This window comes from Rhodococcus opacus B4, assembly GCF_000010805.1.
Taxonomy (GTDB): Bacteria; Actinomycetota; Actinomycetes; order Mycobacteriales; family Mycobacteriaceae; genus Rhodococcus_F; species Rhodococcus_F opacus_C.
In genome coordinates, this window is the sequence record NC_012522.1 from 1,675,727 (window position 1) to 1,689,370 (window position 13,644).

Genomic DNA, 13,644 nt, shown 5'->3' on the forward strand with positions numbered 1-13,644 from the left:
TCACCACTGTCCCAGAATTTCGACCGGCGCGCTCTAAGCTCTCCCCCATGACCCCGACGGTGCGTGCGGTGCTCCTGTTCGCGACGGCGTTGCTGGTGGCCGGTTGCGGTCGCGCGGTCGACGGATCCCCCCAGAACGGTGCCGTCGCCGGACCCGCCACCACATCTGCGGTGACGACCGCACCGATGTCACCCGCGCCTTCGGTGACGACCGCACCGAGAACGACCACCACGACGACCACGACAACAACAACAACAACAACCCCGGCCCCGGCCGACCCGCAGGCGTTCGCCGGCAGCGCGGCGGGGAGTTATTACTTCACGACGCCGAGCACCAAGTTCCACTGTGCGATCCTGACGGGCGGCGACCTCCCGACCGCCGGCTGTCACGGCCCGATGCCGGAGTCGGCGCCGAAGGTCCCGGGGGCAGGCGCGTCCGGTACCGCAGTGACTCCTAACGCGATCGAGGTCACCGGCGGCCGCCCCGGTCAGTTCGCCAGCGCCGGCGACCCGCGGTTCTACCCCCTCGACGGATCGGCCGCGCCCGCACTGTCGTACGGACGGGAGTTGCAGGTGAACGACCTGACGTGCCTCGTCGACGAGTCGGCCGGGGTGACGTGCCGCAGCGAGGCCGGTCACGGATTCACGCTCTCGGACAGCGTGTTCCGGGTGTGGTGAGCCGACTCAGCCCAGTTCGTCCGAGCGTCGTTCCATCAGTGTGCGCAGCAGCGTGGTCCCCTTGGCGGTGAAGCCGATCGACTCGATCTCCCCGAGGCCGCGCCCGATGCCCTTGCGGACGCCGTCGAGCATTCTGGTGACGGCACGTTCGGGAACACCGAGCCGTCCCCCGGATTCGACGAAGTGCCTGCGGTTCAGCTTGTTCGCCTTGCCGTAGAAGTCGAGGGCCATCGGGTCGCGCCACCCGAGGTACGGCTGGGTGCAGAGCAGGTCGTACGCGGGTGTGACGCTCCACAACCCCGATTCGGCGAGTTGGACCGAGAAGTTCTTGCCGTGCAGGTCGCCGTTGCCGATCGCGTACGAATAGGCCACCAGCCGAAGCAGTTCCAGGGTGGCCACCCGTGCCGATCCGCCGCCGCGCTCACACACGCCGGCGAGTGCGGTGATCACACCCTCGGTCTTCAGCCGGTATTTGGCGGCGGGGAACATCCCCATCACCTGGCACGCATCCTCCTGTGGTGTGCGGATGACCCGGCCGGACGAATCGACCCTGCGGTCGAAACGCGCGACGAGCAGGCCGGCATTTCCCTTGCCGTCGTGCACCAGCTGGTGGTCGGCGACGGGCAAACCGCACTGCGCGGCGAGCCCCATGAAGAAGTGCTCGTTCTCGACCAATTGCGGGTAGCCCTGTGGGGGTGAGAGTTTGAGAATGGCGGGGCCCTTCTCGGTCGCGATCGGCGTCGAGTACATCTGGGCCGACACCTTCGCCTGCACCCCGGGTAGCGACGTGGGGTCCAGTTTCACGGCCTCGTGCCCCGACATGTGCTCGAACAGTGCCCGCAGGTCCGAACGCTCGATCGCGTCGGGGTCGAACACGGGTGCGGTTTCGGGCGGCGGTACTCCTGCGGGCAGGACGCGCACGTCCCCGATCGTGTCGGCTCCGACCGCCATCAGGATCGTGAGGTGATCGTCCTCGGACGTCTTGGTGGCCGCGACCGCGCCCCGCAACCGGATCCCCTCGGGGAGCAGACCGGCGAAGAACGGCGGGACGCTGCCCCCGCTGGCGCGCACTTCGGTCGAGGAGGTGGGGATCGTCCACGCGACCTGCGGGGCGCCGGGATCCTGCAGGTACGCGGCGTCGTAGCGGAAGACGACGTCCCCTCCCTCCCGCACGAGGCTGCCGGCGAGGCGGTCCCCTTTGTAGACGTCGGCCCGGTCGACGCCGCTGAGGTTCTCGACCATCAGGGCACCACTTCCACGCCCGAGCGAGTGAGCAGCGCCAGACGGCATCCCATCGCGTCCGCGACGGCGTCGACGAGGTCCAGTTGGACGGTGCCCCGGCCCGATTCGATCGACTGCACACTCGACCTCGACACCCCGGCCAGGTCGGCGAGCTCCGCCTGCGTCAGCCCGAGTTGGTGTCGCCGAGCGACGAACCCGTCGGAGATCCCGCCGGTCTCGGTCCGCTCGCGACGGCGTGGGGTCGCCATGGAAGCCTCCTTGATCGTCTCAAAGCTTGTCGACGGATGCTTAACGCCAGTGTGCGCCGATTCTGCTTCGAAGTCCACCCCTATGACTGCGAACGCAAGCATAGAGGCTCGAGTTGATGGAGGGAGAGGAAATCACCCCCTTACGCCTGCGATCGCAAGCACAGACAACGTCACGGCACCCACCCCCTACCCTGGGAACATGCGTATAGGAGCACACGTCCGCCAGGACGAAGATCCGATCGGATACGGCGAACGGCTCGGCGCCGACGTCATTCAGATGTTCCTCACGGACCCGCAGAAATGGGAGAAGCCCCCGACGCATCCGCGGACGGACGAGATCCGCGACAGCCCGATCGACGTCGTCGTGCACTCGTCGTACGTGATCAACGTGGCCAGCCTCAACAACCGGCTCCGGATGCCCTCCCGCAACGCCGTCGCGCAGCAGGCCCAGGCCGCCGCCGACATCGGCGCGATCGGGCTGGTGGTCCACGGCGGGCACGTCCGCGACGGCGAGGACGTGAACGCGGGGATCGTCAACTGGCGCAAACTGTTCGAACGCCAGGCCGACAAGGGCGGATTCCCCGTCCCCATCCTCATCGAGAACACCGCCGGCGGCGACTTCGCGATGGCACGGCACTTCGACGCCATCGACCGGCTGTGGCAGGAGGTCGGCGACTTCGGCGCCGGCTTCTGCCTCGACACCTGCCATGCCTGGGCGGGCGGCGAGGATCTGGTGGGGGTCGTCGAACGCATCAAGGCCATCACCGGCCGCATCGACCTGGTGCACCTCAACAACTCCCGCGACGAGTTCGACTCGGCCCGCGACCGGCACGCCAACCTCGCCGACGGAACCATCGACCCCGAACTGCTCGCCGAGGTCGTGCGGACCGCCGGCGCGCCCGTCGTCCTCGAGACGCCGGCGGAAGGGCTGGCCGACGACCTCGCGTATCTCCGGGAGACGGTCGGCTAGTCGCCCAGCCGGCCGGTCAGCCTGCGGTACCGCTCCTCGCTGACCGGGTTCAGACCCTCCACGGTGACGTCGGTGCCGCGGCTCGCGTACTTCGTGGTGATGCCGTCGAGTGCGGCCACGGTGGAGGCGTCCCAGATGGTGGCGCCCGACAGATCGATGACCACGCGACCCGGGTCGTCGGCGTAGTCGAACGAGAACACGAGGTCGTTGGACGAGGCGAAGAAGAGCTGGCCGCTCACCCGGTACGTCTTCACGTCGCCGTCGCGTTCGCCGCGCACGTCCACCATGTGTGCCACCCGGCGCGCGAACAGCACCATCGCAACGAGTACCCCGACACCCACACCGATCGCGAGATTGTCCGTCGCGAGGGTGCCCGCGACGGTACTGAGCATCACCAGAGTCTCGCTCAGCGGCATCCGCCGGAGTGTGCGGACGCTGTGCCAGTCGAAGGTCGTGGCGGCCACCAGCACCATCACGGCGACGAGCGCCGCCATCGGAATGGTTCCCACCACGTCGCCGAGACCGACCACGAGAATCAGCAGAAACGCACCCGACAGGAACGTCGACAACCGGGTTCGAGCCCCACCGGTCTTGACGTTGATGATGGTCTGCCCGATCAGGGCGCACCCGCCCATCCCGCCGAACAGTCCCGTCACGATGTTCGCGACGCCCTGCCCCCACGACTCCCGCGTCTTGTCCGAATGCGTGTCGGTGACGGAGTCCACCAGTTTGGCGCTCATCAACGATTCGAGGAGTCCGACGACGGCCATCGCCAGCGCGAACGGGGCGATGATCCGCAGGGTGTCGACCGTGAGCGGAACGTCCGGCAACCCGATCAGGGACGGCAGGCCGTCGGGCAGTTCGCCCTGATCCCCGACGGTGGGCACCGCGACACCGGCGAGGACGGTGAACGCGGTGAGACCGACGATCACGAGCAGCGGGGCGGGCACCGCCGTGGTCAGCTTCGGGATCCACACGAGCAGCACGAGACCGGCGGCGAGGAGCGCGTACACCGCCCACGGCACGTTCGTCAGATACGGGAACTGGTGCACGAAGATGAGGATTCCCAGTGCGTTGCAGAAGCCGACCATCACGCTGCGGGGCAGGAACCGCATGAGCCGCGCCACCCCGAGGACGGCGAGGAGGATCTGCATCGCACCGCCGAGGAAGACGGCCGCGATGAGGTACTGCAACCCGTGGGACGCCATGAGCGGGGCCAGCACCAGCGACACCGAGCCGGTGGCCGCGGAGATCATCGCCGGGCGGCCGCCGGTGAACGCGATGGTCATCGCCATGATCGCGGCGGTGAACAGGCCCACCCGCGGATCGACACCCACGATGATGGAGAACGACAACGCCTCCGGGATGAGGGCCATCGCCACGACGAGCGCGGACAACGACTCGATACGAAACACTTTCGGATGCAGCCATACCGGCCGTCGGAGAGCGAGAGAGGGCACGGGCTGACGATCCTTCTTCCTGAACGGGACCCGAAGATCCTATCCGGGGCGCGTTCGACCAGTACGGTTAGCTGATCCGCCGAACGAGGAGGAACGCCGTGCGACGCACACTTCCGGCCGCCCTGATCGCCGTCCTGACCGCACTGTCGCTGGCCGGGTGCGGGAACTCCGATTCGGGTCCGGTGATCGACCAGGTACGCGAATCGGGCGTCCTGAAGGTCGGCACCGAGGGCACGTACACACCGTTCAGCTACCAGGGTCCCGACGGTCAGCTCACCGGGTACGACGTCGATGTCATCCGCGCGGTCGGGGACAAACTCGGCGTGTCCGTCGAGTTCACGCAGACCCCGTGGGACTCCATCTTCGCGGGCCTCGAGGCGAAACGTTACGACCTCGTCGCCAACCAGGTGACCGTCAACGACGAACGCACCCAGAAGTACGACCTGTCGACGCCGTACACCTACTCCGAGGGTGTGATCGTCACCCGGGCCGACGACAACGCGATCACCTCGCTCGCCGACCTGAACGGCAAGACGACGGCGCAGTCGGCGACGAGCAACTGGGCGCAGGTGGCCAGGGACGCGGGCGCGAACGTCGAATCCGTCGAGGGCTTCGTGCAGGCCATCACCCTGTTGAAGGACGGCCGGGTCGATGCGACCGTCAACGACAATCTGGCCGTCGCCGAATATCAGAAGCAGACCGGTGACACCGGGGTGAAGATCGCCGCCGAGACCGGTGACACGAGCGAGCAGGCGTTCGCCGCCCGCAAGGACAGCGGCCTGATGCCCGACATCGACAAGGCCCTGGACGAACTGCGCGCCGACGGCACACTCGCGCAGATCTCGCAGAAGTACTTCGGCACCGACGTGTCGGCACCGACCAACTGAGAGCCCGCCCGTGGACGACGCAACGGTCCAGCTGATCCTGGACAACCTGTGGCCGATGCTGAAGGCCACGATCACCATGACGATTCCGCTGACGATCATCAGCTTCACCATCGGTCTGGTGATCGCGTTGCTGGTCGCGCTCGCCCGGATCTCGTCGATCAGACCGCTGTCGGTGCTGGCCCGCTTCTACGTCTCCATCATCCGCGGCACCCCGCTGCTGGTGCAGTTGTTCATCGTGTTCTACGCGCTGCCGCAGTTCGGCGTGACGCTCGAACCGTTCCCGGCCGCGGTGATCGCGTTCAGCCTCAACGTCGGCGGCTACGCGGCCGAGGTGATCCGCGCGGCGATCCTGTCGATTCCGAAGGGACAGTGGGAAGCCGCGCAGACCATCGGCATGGGCTACACCACCACCCTGCAGCGGATCGTGCTGCCGCAGGCCACGCGGGTGGCCGTCCCTCCGCTGTCCAACACGCTGATCTCCCTGGTGAAGGACACGTCGCTGGCGTCGACGATACTGGTGACCGAACTGCTGCGCGTCGCCCAGCTCGCCGCCGCACCGACGTTCGACTTCTTCGCCCTCTACGGCGTCGCCGCGCTGTACTACTGGGTGATCTGCATCTTCCTGTCGGCCGTCCAGGTCCGGCTCGAAGCCCGACTCGACAGGTATGTGGCCAGATGACCGACACCCCTCCCCTCCTGCAGGTATCCGGCGTCGAGAAGTCGTTCGGCGACCATCAGGTTCTGCGCGACATCAGCTTCGACGTCGGGGCGGGCACGGTGACCGTCATCATCGGACCGTCGGGCTCCGGCAAGACGACGGTGTTGCGCACCCTCAACGCCCTCGACGTGGCGGACCGCGGGGTGATCTCCATCGGCGACGTGTCGGTGGATTTCGGCGCCGAGGTGAGCCGGTCGGCGCAGGCCCGGTTCCGCGCGCAGAGCGGGATGGTGTTCCAGGCCCACAACCTGTTTCCGCACAAGACCGTGATCCAGAACGTCACCGAGGGCCCTGTCGTGGTGCAGAAGCGGCCCAAGGACGAGGCGCGCGCGGACGCGATGCGGTTGCTGACGCAGGTGGGCCTGGCGGAGAAGGCGGACCAATATCCGTACCAGTTGTCGGGCGGTCAGCAGCAGCGGGTCGGTATCGCCAGGGCGCTCGCGCTGAAACCGAAGCTGATGCTGTTCGACGAGCCGACGTCCGCGCTCGACCCCGAACTGGTCGGGGAGGTGTTGCGGGTGATCCGGGATCTCGCGACCGAGGGCTGGACGATGGTGATCGTGACCCACGAGATCCGATTCGCGCAGCAGGTGGCCGACCAGGTGCTGTTCGTCGACAACGGTGTCGTGCTCGAACGCGGCACCCCGAAAGACGTGCTGACCAACCCGGCCGGGCCGCGACTACGGCAGTTCCTGCACCGGATCCTCGACCCGCTGTGAACCGTCAGCGCAGCGACTTCTCCATGAGCACGACGCTCGGCCACTCCACGTCGAAGTCCCGGCGGCCCACCGGGAAGAAGCCCTGCTCCTCGTAGTAGTCGCGGAGCCGGGAGTTGGTTTCGACGCACTCGACCCGCACGACGGACGCGTCCTCGTTGCGGGCATGCTCGTCGACCCACCGCAGCAACTGGGCGCCGAGGCCGGCGCTGGCGTGCCTGCGGTCGGTCATGACCCTGGCTACGTACGCGGCCGGAATGTCGTCCTCGGTCCACACGTCCGGATCGGATCGCAGCACCCGGAGCGCCCCCACCACGATCCCCGCGAACAGCGCGACACGCCATTCCCCGAACTCGATCTGCTCGCGCACGTCGGCGAGCGACACCTCACCGCGGGCGGGCGGATCGATCTCCCTGGCCAGGAGCCAATCCTCTGCGTCCCAGTGCATCTGAACGATGTCCTCAGCCTGCTCGAGTTCTGCCCGCTCCACGGTGACCGCCATGCACACACAGTAACCACCGCGCTGCGAAAACAAACCACCGCTGCAGCCGTGTCTATCTGCGACGATGTGACTGGAGTTACAGTTACATCCTGGGACAGTTACCTCAGGGCGGTGGTAGCGATGAACCTGTTTCGTGCGGTGGTCCTGATGACACTGTCCACCTGTGCGGCCGCGTATGTGTGCGCCCACCCGCCGCGGGCGGCCGCCCAGCCCCTCGGACCCGAATCCATTCTCCCGTCCCCCATCCTGGACGACGACTTCTTCGGGTGGCCGCCGAACGTCGCGGACTTCGAGGCCGGCGAGATCATCCGCTCGCGGGAAGTGACGCTCCGGGCGATGCCGAACCCGCTGGTGCCGCACCGGGCCCACCAGATCATGGTGCGGTCCAACGATTCCAAGGACCGTCCCGTGCCGGTGACCGCAACGGTGCTGGTGCCCGCGGCGGAGTGGACTGCGCCGGGTCCGCGACCGGTGGTCGACTACAACATGCCCATCGACTCGCTGGGCGCCCGCTGCACCCCGTCCTACAAGATGGTGCACGACTGGCAGACCCTCGACCTGGACATCCCGCCGGTGCTGTCGCTGTTCCTCGCGAAGAACTACGCGGTACTCGTGCCCGATCACCAGGGCCCCCGGATGGCGTACAGCGCGGGACGGATGGCGGGTCATGCCGTGCTCGACAGCATCCGCGGCATGAGGCAGCTTCCCGGACTCGGGCTGTCGGACAGCCCGGTTCTCGCGACGGGATACAGCGGTGGCGCGATCGCCACCGGCTGGGCGGCGCAACTGCAGCCGACGTACGCGCCGGACGTCGCACTCGCCGGCGCCGCCGCCGGCGGAACACCCGCCGACTTCGGATTGCTCCGTCGGACGATGAACGGCCAGATCGGTTCCGGTCTGTACCTGTCCGCCGTCCTCGGGCTCGCCCGCGAATACCCGGAGATGCTGATGCTGGCGAATCCGCTCGGTGTGGCACTGGCGACGTCGCCGCTGAAGGACCAGTGCATCCTGGCCCTCGCACCTGCCGGGGTCGCCTCGCTGCCCGCCGAACTGTTCGCGGCCGTCCCCGACCCGTTCGGCACTCCCACGGCCCGCGCGGTGGTCGCCGAGAACCGGATGGGCGCGCTCACCCCGGCCGCGCCGGTGCTGCTCTATCACGGATCGTCGCGAGTGTTCCTCGGCGACGAGTGGATTCCGGAGGAAGGGGTGATCACCTTGCAGCAGGAGTGGTGCCGCGGCGGTGCCGACGTCACCTACGCCCCGCAGTTCGGCGAGCACCTCACGGCCGCCGTACTCGCGCTGCCCGAGATGGTGCACTGGATCGACGACCGGCTGGCCGGGGTGCCCGCGCCCGCGGGGTGCCGCTGACCGCTACCCGTGCACGTGCGGCAGCAGCAGATCGGCCTGGCCCACCCCGGCGGCACGCGCCTCGTCGAGCCACTTCGCGGTCTGCTCGCGCGCCCGCGTGATCAACTCGTCGGCGTCCCCGAAATCGGCGGGACTCGTGTCCAACGGGCACAGCGGGGGTACCACCCGGATGTCCGCGACGCTCTCGTACCGCTCGATGTCGAGGGCGAGCCGCTGATTGATCGCGAGCGTCACGCCGAGCAACCCCATGCCCAGCGCACTTCCGGGGACCGTCGACAGAGTGCAGGCATATCCGGTGGGAAGCACCCACACGGTCGTCGCACCCAATTCGATCGCATGCGAGATCGGAGTGTTGTTGACGACCCCGCCGTCCATCAGCGCCCGGCCGTCGATCACCACGGGCGGGAGGATGCCGGGCAGCGACGCGCTGGCGGTGACGGCGTCGACGGCAGGCCCCGTCGACAGCCGGACGTCCTTGCCGGTCAGCACGTCGACGGCGATGACGTGCAACGGGATCGGCGCATCCTCCATCCGTTCGAACCGCAGATGCTGCGCCAGCAACTTCCTGATGGCGCGGTTGGAGACCAGATGGTTGCGGAGCCCGACGAACCCGGTGAATCCGGTGAGCAATCCGGCGGGAAACACCGCGCTGCGGGTGAGACCGCGCCACAGGTCGGCCAGTTCGCGCAGATCCGCGTCGGACGAACCCCCGGCCAGCCACGCACCGTTGAGCGCACCGACGGACGTGCCGACGATGAGGTCCGGCCGAATGCCCCTGCCGATCAGAGTCTGCAACATTCCGACCTCGATCGCCCCGAGGCTCGCCCCACCCGACAGAACGAAAGCTGTTGTCATGCCGCCACCGTAGCCGGTCAGCCCCGGCGGTACAGGCTCGCGATGTCGGCCGCGAAGCGCTCGGTCACCACGGGACGCTTGATCTTCAGGGTGGCGGTCAGTTCCCCGTCCGCCTCCGTGAGGTCGCGGTCCAGGACGACGAACCGCTTGATCGACTCCGTGTGCGAGACGGTGGTGTTCGCGTCGTCCACGGCGTCCTGCAGGTCTCCGCGCAGTTCCTCGTCGTCGCGCAGGTCCGCCACCGTGGCATCGGACGACTTGCCGTGCGCGGCCTTCCACTTGCCGAACTCCTGCGGATCCACGGTCAGCAGGGCACCGATGAACGGGCGGGCGTCGCCCACCACCACCGCCTGCGAGACGAGGGGGTGCGAGCGCAGCCGGTCCTCGAGAGGACCCGGCGACACGTTCTTGCCGCCGGCGGTGATCAGCAGATCCTTCTTGCGGCCGGTGATGGTGAGATAGCCGCTCTCGTCCAGGTCGCCGAGGTCGCCGGTGCGAAACCAGCCGTCGTCCAGCACTTCCCGGGTGGCGTGTTCGTTGCGCCAGTAGCCACCGAACACGACGCCGCCGCGCAGTTCGATCTCGCCGTCCTCGGCGATGCGCACACTGTTGCCGCCCAGCGGCCGGCCGACCGTCCCGATCTGCTGGGCGCCGGGGACGTTCACGCAGTGCGCGGCCGTCGATTCGGTGAGTCCGTAGCCCTCGTAGACCGGCACTCCGATGCCGCGGAAGAAATGGCCGAGCCGGGGCATGAGCGCCCCGCCACCCGAGATCGCCCACCAGCAGTCGCCACCCAGGGCGGCACGGAGTTTCGCGTAGACGAGCCTGTCGGCGAGCGCGTGCTCGAGCCGGAGCCGCAGGGGTGCACCGCCCGTGTCCTGGGCCTCGCTGTACGCCACCGCCGTGGCCTCGGCGAAGTCGAAGATCCGTTTCTGCAGGCCACCACCCGACGCCGCCTTGCGGGCCGCACCGTCGCGCACCTTCTCGAACACGCGGGGAACACCGAGGATGGTGTTGGGCCGGAACCGTGCGAATTCACCCGTGACCGTACCGAAGTCGGACCAGTGCGCCTGTGTCGCGCCGCCTTCGAACATCGCCAGCGACACCGCGCGCGCCAGCACGTGCGCCAGCGGAAGGAACGTCAGCACGCGGTTGCCCGGCCGGGCGACGTCGCCGATCGGCGCCGCGAGCAACGACCGCACCTCCGACAGGAAGTTCCGGTGGGTGAGGATGCAGCCCTTGGGACGGCCCGTGGTGCCGGACGTGTACACGAGCGAGGCGAGATCGTTGGCGGTCAGCGCCACGACCCGTTTGAACACCTCGGAATCGTCGATCGACAACCCGTCCTTGATGAGCGTGCCCACCGCGTCCTCGTCGATGGTGAGGATCCGCTTCAGCGTGTAGGGGATGCCGTCACCCTCGAAACTCGACGCGTGGGCCGGGGTCTCCACGAGCGCGGCCACGGCCCCCGAATCCTCGATGATCCACCGGATCTGGTCGTGCGAGGAGGAGTCGTAGATCGGGACGGACGCCGCGCCCGCCGCCCAGATCGCGTAGTCGAGCAGCGACCATTCGAATCGGGTCGACGACAGCAGTGCCACGCGGTCGCCGGGCCGTACCCCGTTGGCGATCAGGCCCTTCGCGACCCCGGTGACGAGTGCGCCGAAGTCCTTGGCCGTCACGTCGACCCACCCGCCGGTCTCCGGTCGCGTGTACATCACCCGGTCCGGGTAGCTCTCGGCATGGGCGAACACCCGGAGTACGGCGTTCTCGTGGTCCGACACGGTGAACGTCGGGGCGCTGGTGTACTCACGCACGGGCGTCGTCTCCGATGCTGCCGTCTGTGTCGCCGCCCTGGCGGAACTTGCGGAGGTGCCGGGCGAAGGCGGCGATCTCGCCGTCCGACCACGAGGCCACTCGGTCGCGGACTTCCTCCACCCGGCGGGCGTCCGCGCCGGCCAGCACCGCGACGCCGCCGTCGGTGAGGCTCAACGGGTGACCGCTGCGGAGCGGTCCCGGCTCGGCGTGTACCCAGCCCTCGTCGATGCAGCCCCGGAGTTGACGCGACACTGTGGATCGGTGCACGCCGAACGCGTCGGAGATCTGAGTGGCCCGGCATCCCGGATTGCGGGCGACGAACGAGAGCAGCGAATGTTGAGCGAACGTCGGGGATCCGACGGGAGGGCGGTCACCGGCGACCAGTTGACGGACGAGGCGGACGAGTTCGTCATGGACGGCCACCACGCCCGACGCGGGCGTTTCCTCCGGCTCGACCTCGTTGTGTTGCACACCGCAACTATATCCGACCACCTTGGCGTCGACCACCCGCACCCCCGATTCCCGTTGTCCTTCGCTCGACTCACGTTCTGCCCATACTGCTACCGAAGCGCCGGAAATTCATTCGGCCGCAAACGTCACACGGTTACAATTGGAGAACGCTTTTCGCGCACCGCTACCGGCCGGACAACGGGCGGCGCCGGAAAATCCGTTGCGACCGGCGGCCCGGCCGATGCACTGTGTGCGCATGCTGATCAGACGCGAGAACGCAGGCGACGTCGACGCCGTGGCCGAGGTGCACCGGCAGGCGTTCGACGGCAACGCTCCCGTCGAGGTCGAACTCGTGACCCGGTTGCGGTCGAGCGACGACTGGATTCCGCAACTGGCTCTCGTCGCCGAAATCGACGGAACCGTCGTCGGCCACGTCTGCCTGACCCGTGCGACCGTAGACGCCACCGATGTACTCGCACTCGGCCCGATCGGCGTCCTCCCCGGTCACCAGCGCGACGGGGTGGGTTCGGCGCTGATGCACGCCGTGCTCGGCGGCGCCGACGCCAGGGACGAACCGCTCGTCGCACTGCTCGGTCACCTCGACTACTACCCGCGCTTCGGCTTCGTCTCCGGAACGTCGGTCGGGATCGAGCCGGATCAGCCGTCGTGGTCGTCCCACTTCCAGGTCCGCCGGCTCGCATGCTGGGATCCGGCCGTCACCGGCACGTTCCGGTACGCGACGCCCTTCTACGACCTGTGACGGCGAATCCGCTGGTAGTTTGAGGTGGAACATGTCACGGGGGTGAAGCGGGAACCGAGGTAGGGAAACGATGGAGAACGCGGCCGAGGACGCCAGGGCAGGGGAGGCTGTGGATGCGTCCGTCACGACGACCATCGTCCGCCGCGTCCTCCGCGGCTGCGACGAGGAGTTCGCCGACTGGATTCAGACCGGGCTCGGACTCGCCCGGCTGTTCCCCGGGTTCCTCGGCGGCGGGTGGCTCAAGGAGAGCAGCACCTCCGATGTCTGCGTGATCGTCCTGAAGTTCGAAACCCAAGCCGCACTCGACAACTGGTTGACGTCCTCGCTGCGGAACGGGTGGCTCAGGACCGGTGGCAACATCGCGGTCGAGGCGCCGGACGAGCCGGCGTCGAACGTGGAGAGCCTGTTCGAGCGTCCCCGGATCTGACGCACCGTCAGGCGGACTCCCCGGGGATCGGGGCGCCCGACGGCATTCCCTCCCCCAGATAGGTCTGATAGAAGGGCCGCCAGTCCGCGGACGCATCGCGGCGGTGACCGGGAGTGTCCGCACCGTCGAGGTGCCGGTCGAGGTCGGCGAGACAGACACTCCACCCGGCGGCGTTCCTGGCAGCCGTGTTGCGGACCTCGAGAACGTTCACCAGCGTCAGTGCGCATCCCTCCGCGGTCGGCTCGACCTCGAAGTGGATCTCGTCCCCACCCCAGGTGAACGCCAGGGTGTAGGGCGCGCCGTAGACGAGGACCGTCCCCGTCTCGGGGTCGCTGTGCGGTTCCGGGAAGAATTCGATGTCGCCGCCGGCATAGGTGTCCAGGCGGACCCGGGACGGAAACCAGCGCTCGAGCTCGTCCGGCTCGGACACGGCCTCCCACAGCCGCTGGACGGCGAACGGGTACGTGCACCGGAACCGCACGGCGGGACGACCCTTGAACTCGAAATACCTTCCGTGAATCACCGGCCCACTCCTCGCTGTCGCAC

General features: G+C 68.1%; 16 protein-coding genes. 8 read left to right on the top strand and 8 right to left on the bottom strand.

Going from position 1 to position 13,644, the window contains the following annotated elements; all coding sequences use genetic code 11:
• Positions 1-47: 47 nt before the first annotated feature.
• Positions 48-677, top strand: coding sequence for a hypothetical protein (locus ROP_RS44025; protein ID WP_012688787.1), 630 nt, complete (start codon positions 48-50; stop codon positions 675-677).
• Between the two features lie 6 nt (positions 678-683).
• Here the strand turns inward: ROP_RS44025 and ROP_RS07770 are convergent, their stop codons facing one another.
• On the bottom strand, positions 684-1,919 hold the full coding sequence (locus ROP_RS07770; RefSeq protein ID WP_012688788.1) for a type II toxin-antitoxin system HipA family toxin: 1,236 nt from the start codon (positions 1,917-1,919) through the stop codon (positions 684-686).
• Positions 1,919-2,167, bottom strand: a complete 249-nt coding sequence (locus tag ROP_RS07775; protein WP_012688789.1) for a helix-turn-helix transcriptional regulator — start codon at positions 2,165-2,167, stop codon at positions 1,919-1,921. Before ROP_RS07775 ends, ROP_RS07770 begins: the two co-directional genes overlap by 1 nt.
• Before the next feature lie 199 nt (positions 2,168-2,366).
• On the opposite strand from ROP_RS07775, the gene ROP_RS07780 reads away from it, so the two are divergent.
• The gene (locus ROP_RS07780; protein WP_012688790.1) at positions 2,367-3,137 is read left to right on the top strand and encodes a deoxyribonuclease IV; all 771 of its coding nucleotides are present in this window, start codon (positions 2,367-2,369) and stop codon (positions 3,135-3,137) included.
• Here the strand turns inward: ROP_RS07780 and ROP_RS07785 are convergent.
• Positions 3,134-4,597 (bottom strand): SulP family inorganic anion transporter, encoded by a 1,464-nt coding sequence (locus ROP_RS07785; protein WP_012688791.1) that lies wholly within the window; start codon positions 4,595-4,597, stop codon positions 3,134-3,136. The genes ROP_RS07780 and ROP_RS07785 overlap by 4 nt on opposite strands.
• Positions 4,598-4,695: 98 nt before the next feature.
• On the opposite strand from ROP_RS07785, the gene ROP_RS07790 reads away from it, so the two are divergent.
• The 3 genes from ROP_RS07790 to ROP_RS07800 are packed head-to-tail and all read left to right on the top strand — an operon-like array spanning position 4,696 to position 6,921.
• Entirely contained in the window at positions 4,696-5,484 is a 789-nt protein-coding gene (locus ROP_RS07790) for an amino acid ABC transporter substrate-binding protein (protein WP_012688792.1), read from the top strand.
• A gap of 10 nt (positions 5,485-5,494) precedes the next feature.
• A complete protein-coding gene (locus ROP_RS07795) occupies positions 5,495-6,163 on the top strand; it encodes an amino acid ABC transporter permease (RefSeq protein WP_012688793.1) in 669 nt (222 codons plus the stop codon).
• Complete coding sequence (locus ROP_RS07800; protein ID WP_012688794.1) at positions 6,160-6,921, top strand: amino acid ABC transporter ATP-binding protein; 762 nt, start codon at positions 6,160-6,162, stop codon at positions 6,919-6,921. Before ROP_RS07795 ends, ROP_RS07800 begins: the two co-directional genes overlap by 4 nt.
• A gap of 4 nt (positions 6,922-6,925) precedes the next feature.
• Here the strand turns inward: ROP_RS07800 and ROP_RS07805 are convergent, their stop codons facing one another.
• Positions 6,926-7,420, bottom strand: a complete 495-nt coding sequence (locus ROP_RS07805) for a GNAT family N-acetyltransferase (RefSeq protein WP_012688795.1) — start codon at positions 7,418-7,420, stop codon at positions 6,926-6,928.
• Between the two features lie 120 nt (positions 7,421-7,540).
• On the opposite strand from ROP_RS07805, the gene ROP_RS07810 reads away from it, so the two are divergent.
• On the top strand, positions 7,541-8,788 hold the full coding sequence (locus ROP_RS07810) for a lipase family protein (RefSeq protein WP_012688796.1): 1,248 nt from the start codon (positions 7,541-7,543) through the stop codon (positions 8,786-8,788).
• Between the two features lie 3 nt (positions 8,789-8,791).
• Here ROP_RS07810 and ROP_RS07815 read toward each other — a convergent pair whose 3' ends face one another.
• Genes ROP_RS07815 through ROP_RS07825 form a run of 3 tightly spaced genes read right to left on the bottom strand, consistent with a single transcriptional unit; the run spans position 8,792 to position 11,974 of the window.
• Positions 8,792-9,643 carry a patatin-like phospholipase family protein gene (locus ROP_RS07815; RefSeq protein WP_012688797.1) on the bottom strand — a complete coding sequence of 284 codons (852 nt, stop codon included), beginning with the start codon at positions 9,641-9,643 and terminating at the stop codon, positions 8,792-8,794.
• Positions 9,644-9,660: 17 nt separating this feature from the next.
• Positions 9,661-11,460, bottom strand: a complete 1,800-nt coding sequence (locus tag ROP_RS07820; protein WP_012688798.1) for an AMP-dependent synthetase/ligase — start codon at positions 11,458-11,460, stop codon at positions 9,661-9,663.
• Positions 11,453-11,974: a MarR family winged helix-turn-helix transcriptional regulator gene (locus tag ROP_RS07825; protein ID WP_043824393.1), complete on the bottom strand. Its 522-nt coding sequence runs from the start codon at positions 11,972-11,974 to the stop codon at positions 11,453-11,455. Before ROP_RS07825 ends, ROP_RS07820 begins: the two co-directional genes overlap by 8 nt.
• Positions 11,975-12,167: 193 nt before the next feature.
• On the opposite strand from ROP_RS07825, the gene ROP_RS07830 reads away from it, so the two are divergent.
• Both ROP_RS07830 and ROP_RS07835 read left to right on the top strand, forming a co-directional pair.
• Complete coding sequence (locus tag ROP_RS07830; protein ID WP_043824394.1) at positions 12,168-12,671, top strand: GNAT family N-acetyltransferase; 504 nt, start codon at positions 12,168-12,170, stop codon at positions 12,669-12,671.
• Positions 12,672-12,741: 70 nt separating this feature from the next.
• Positions 12,742-13,098, top strand: a complete 357-nt coding sequence (locus ROP_RS07835; RefSeq protein WP_231868871.1) for an antibiotic biosynthesis monooxygenase — start codon at positions 12,742-12,744, stop codon at positions 13,096-13,098.
• 7 nt (positions 13,099-13,105) lie between these two features.
• On the opposite strand, the gene ROP_RS07840 is transcribed toward ROP_RS07835, so the two are convergent.
• The gene (locus ROP_RS07840) at positions 13,106-13,621 is read right to left on the bottom strand and encodes an SRPBCC family protein (RefSeq protein ID WP_012688802.1); all 516 of its coding nucleotides are present in this window, start codon (positions 13,619-13,621) and stop codon (positions 13,106-13,108) included.
• Positions 13,622-13,644: the final 23 nt, after the last annotated feature.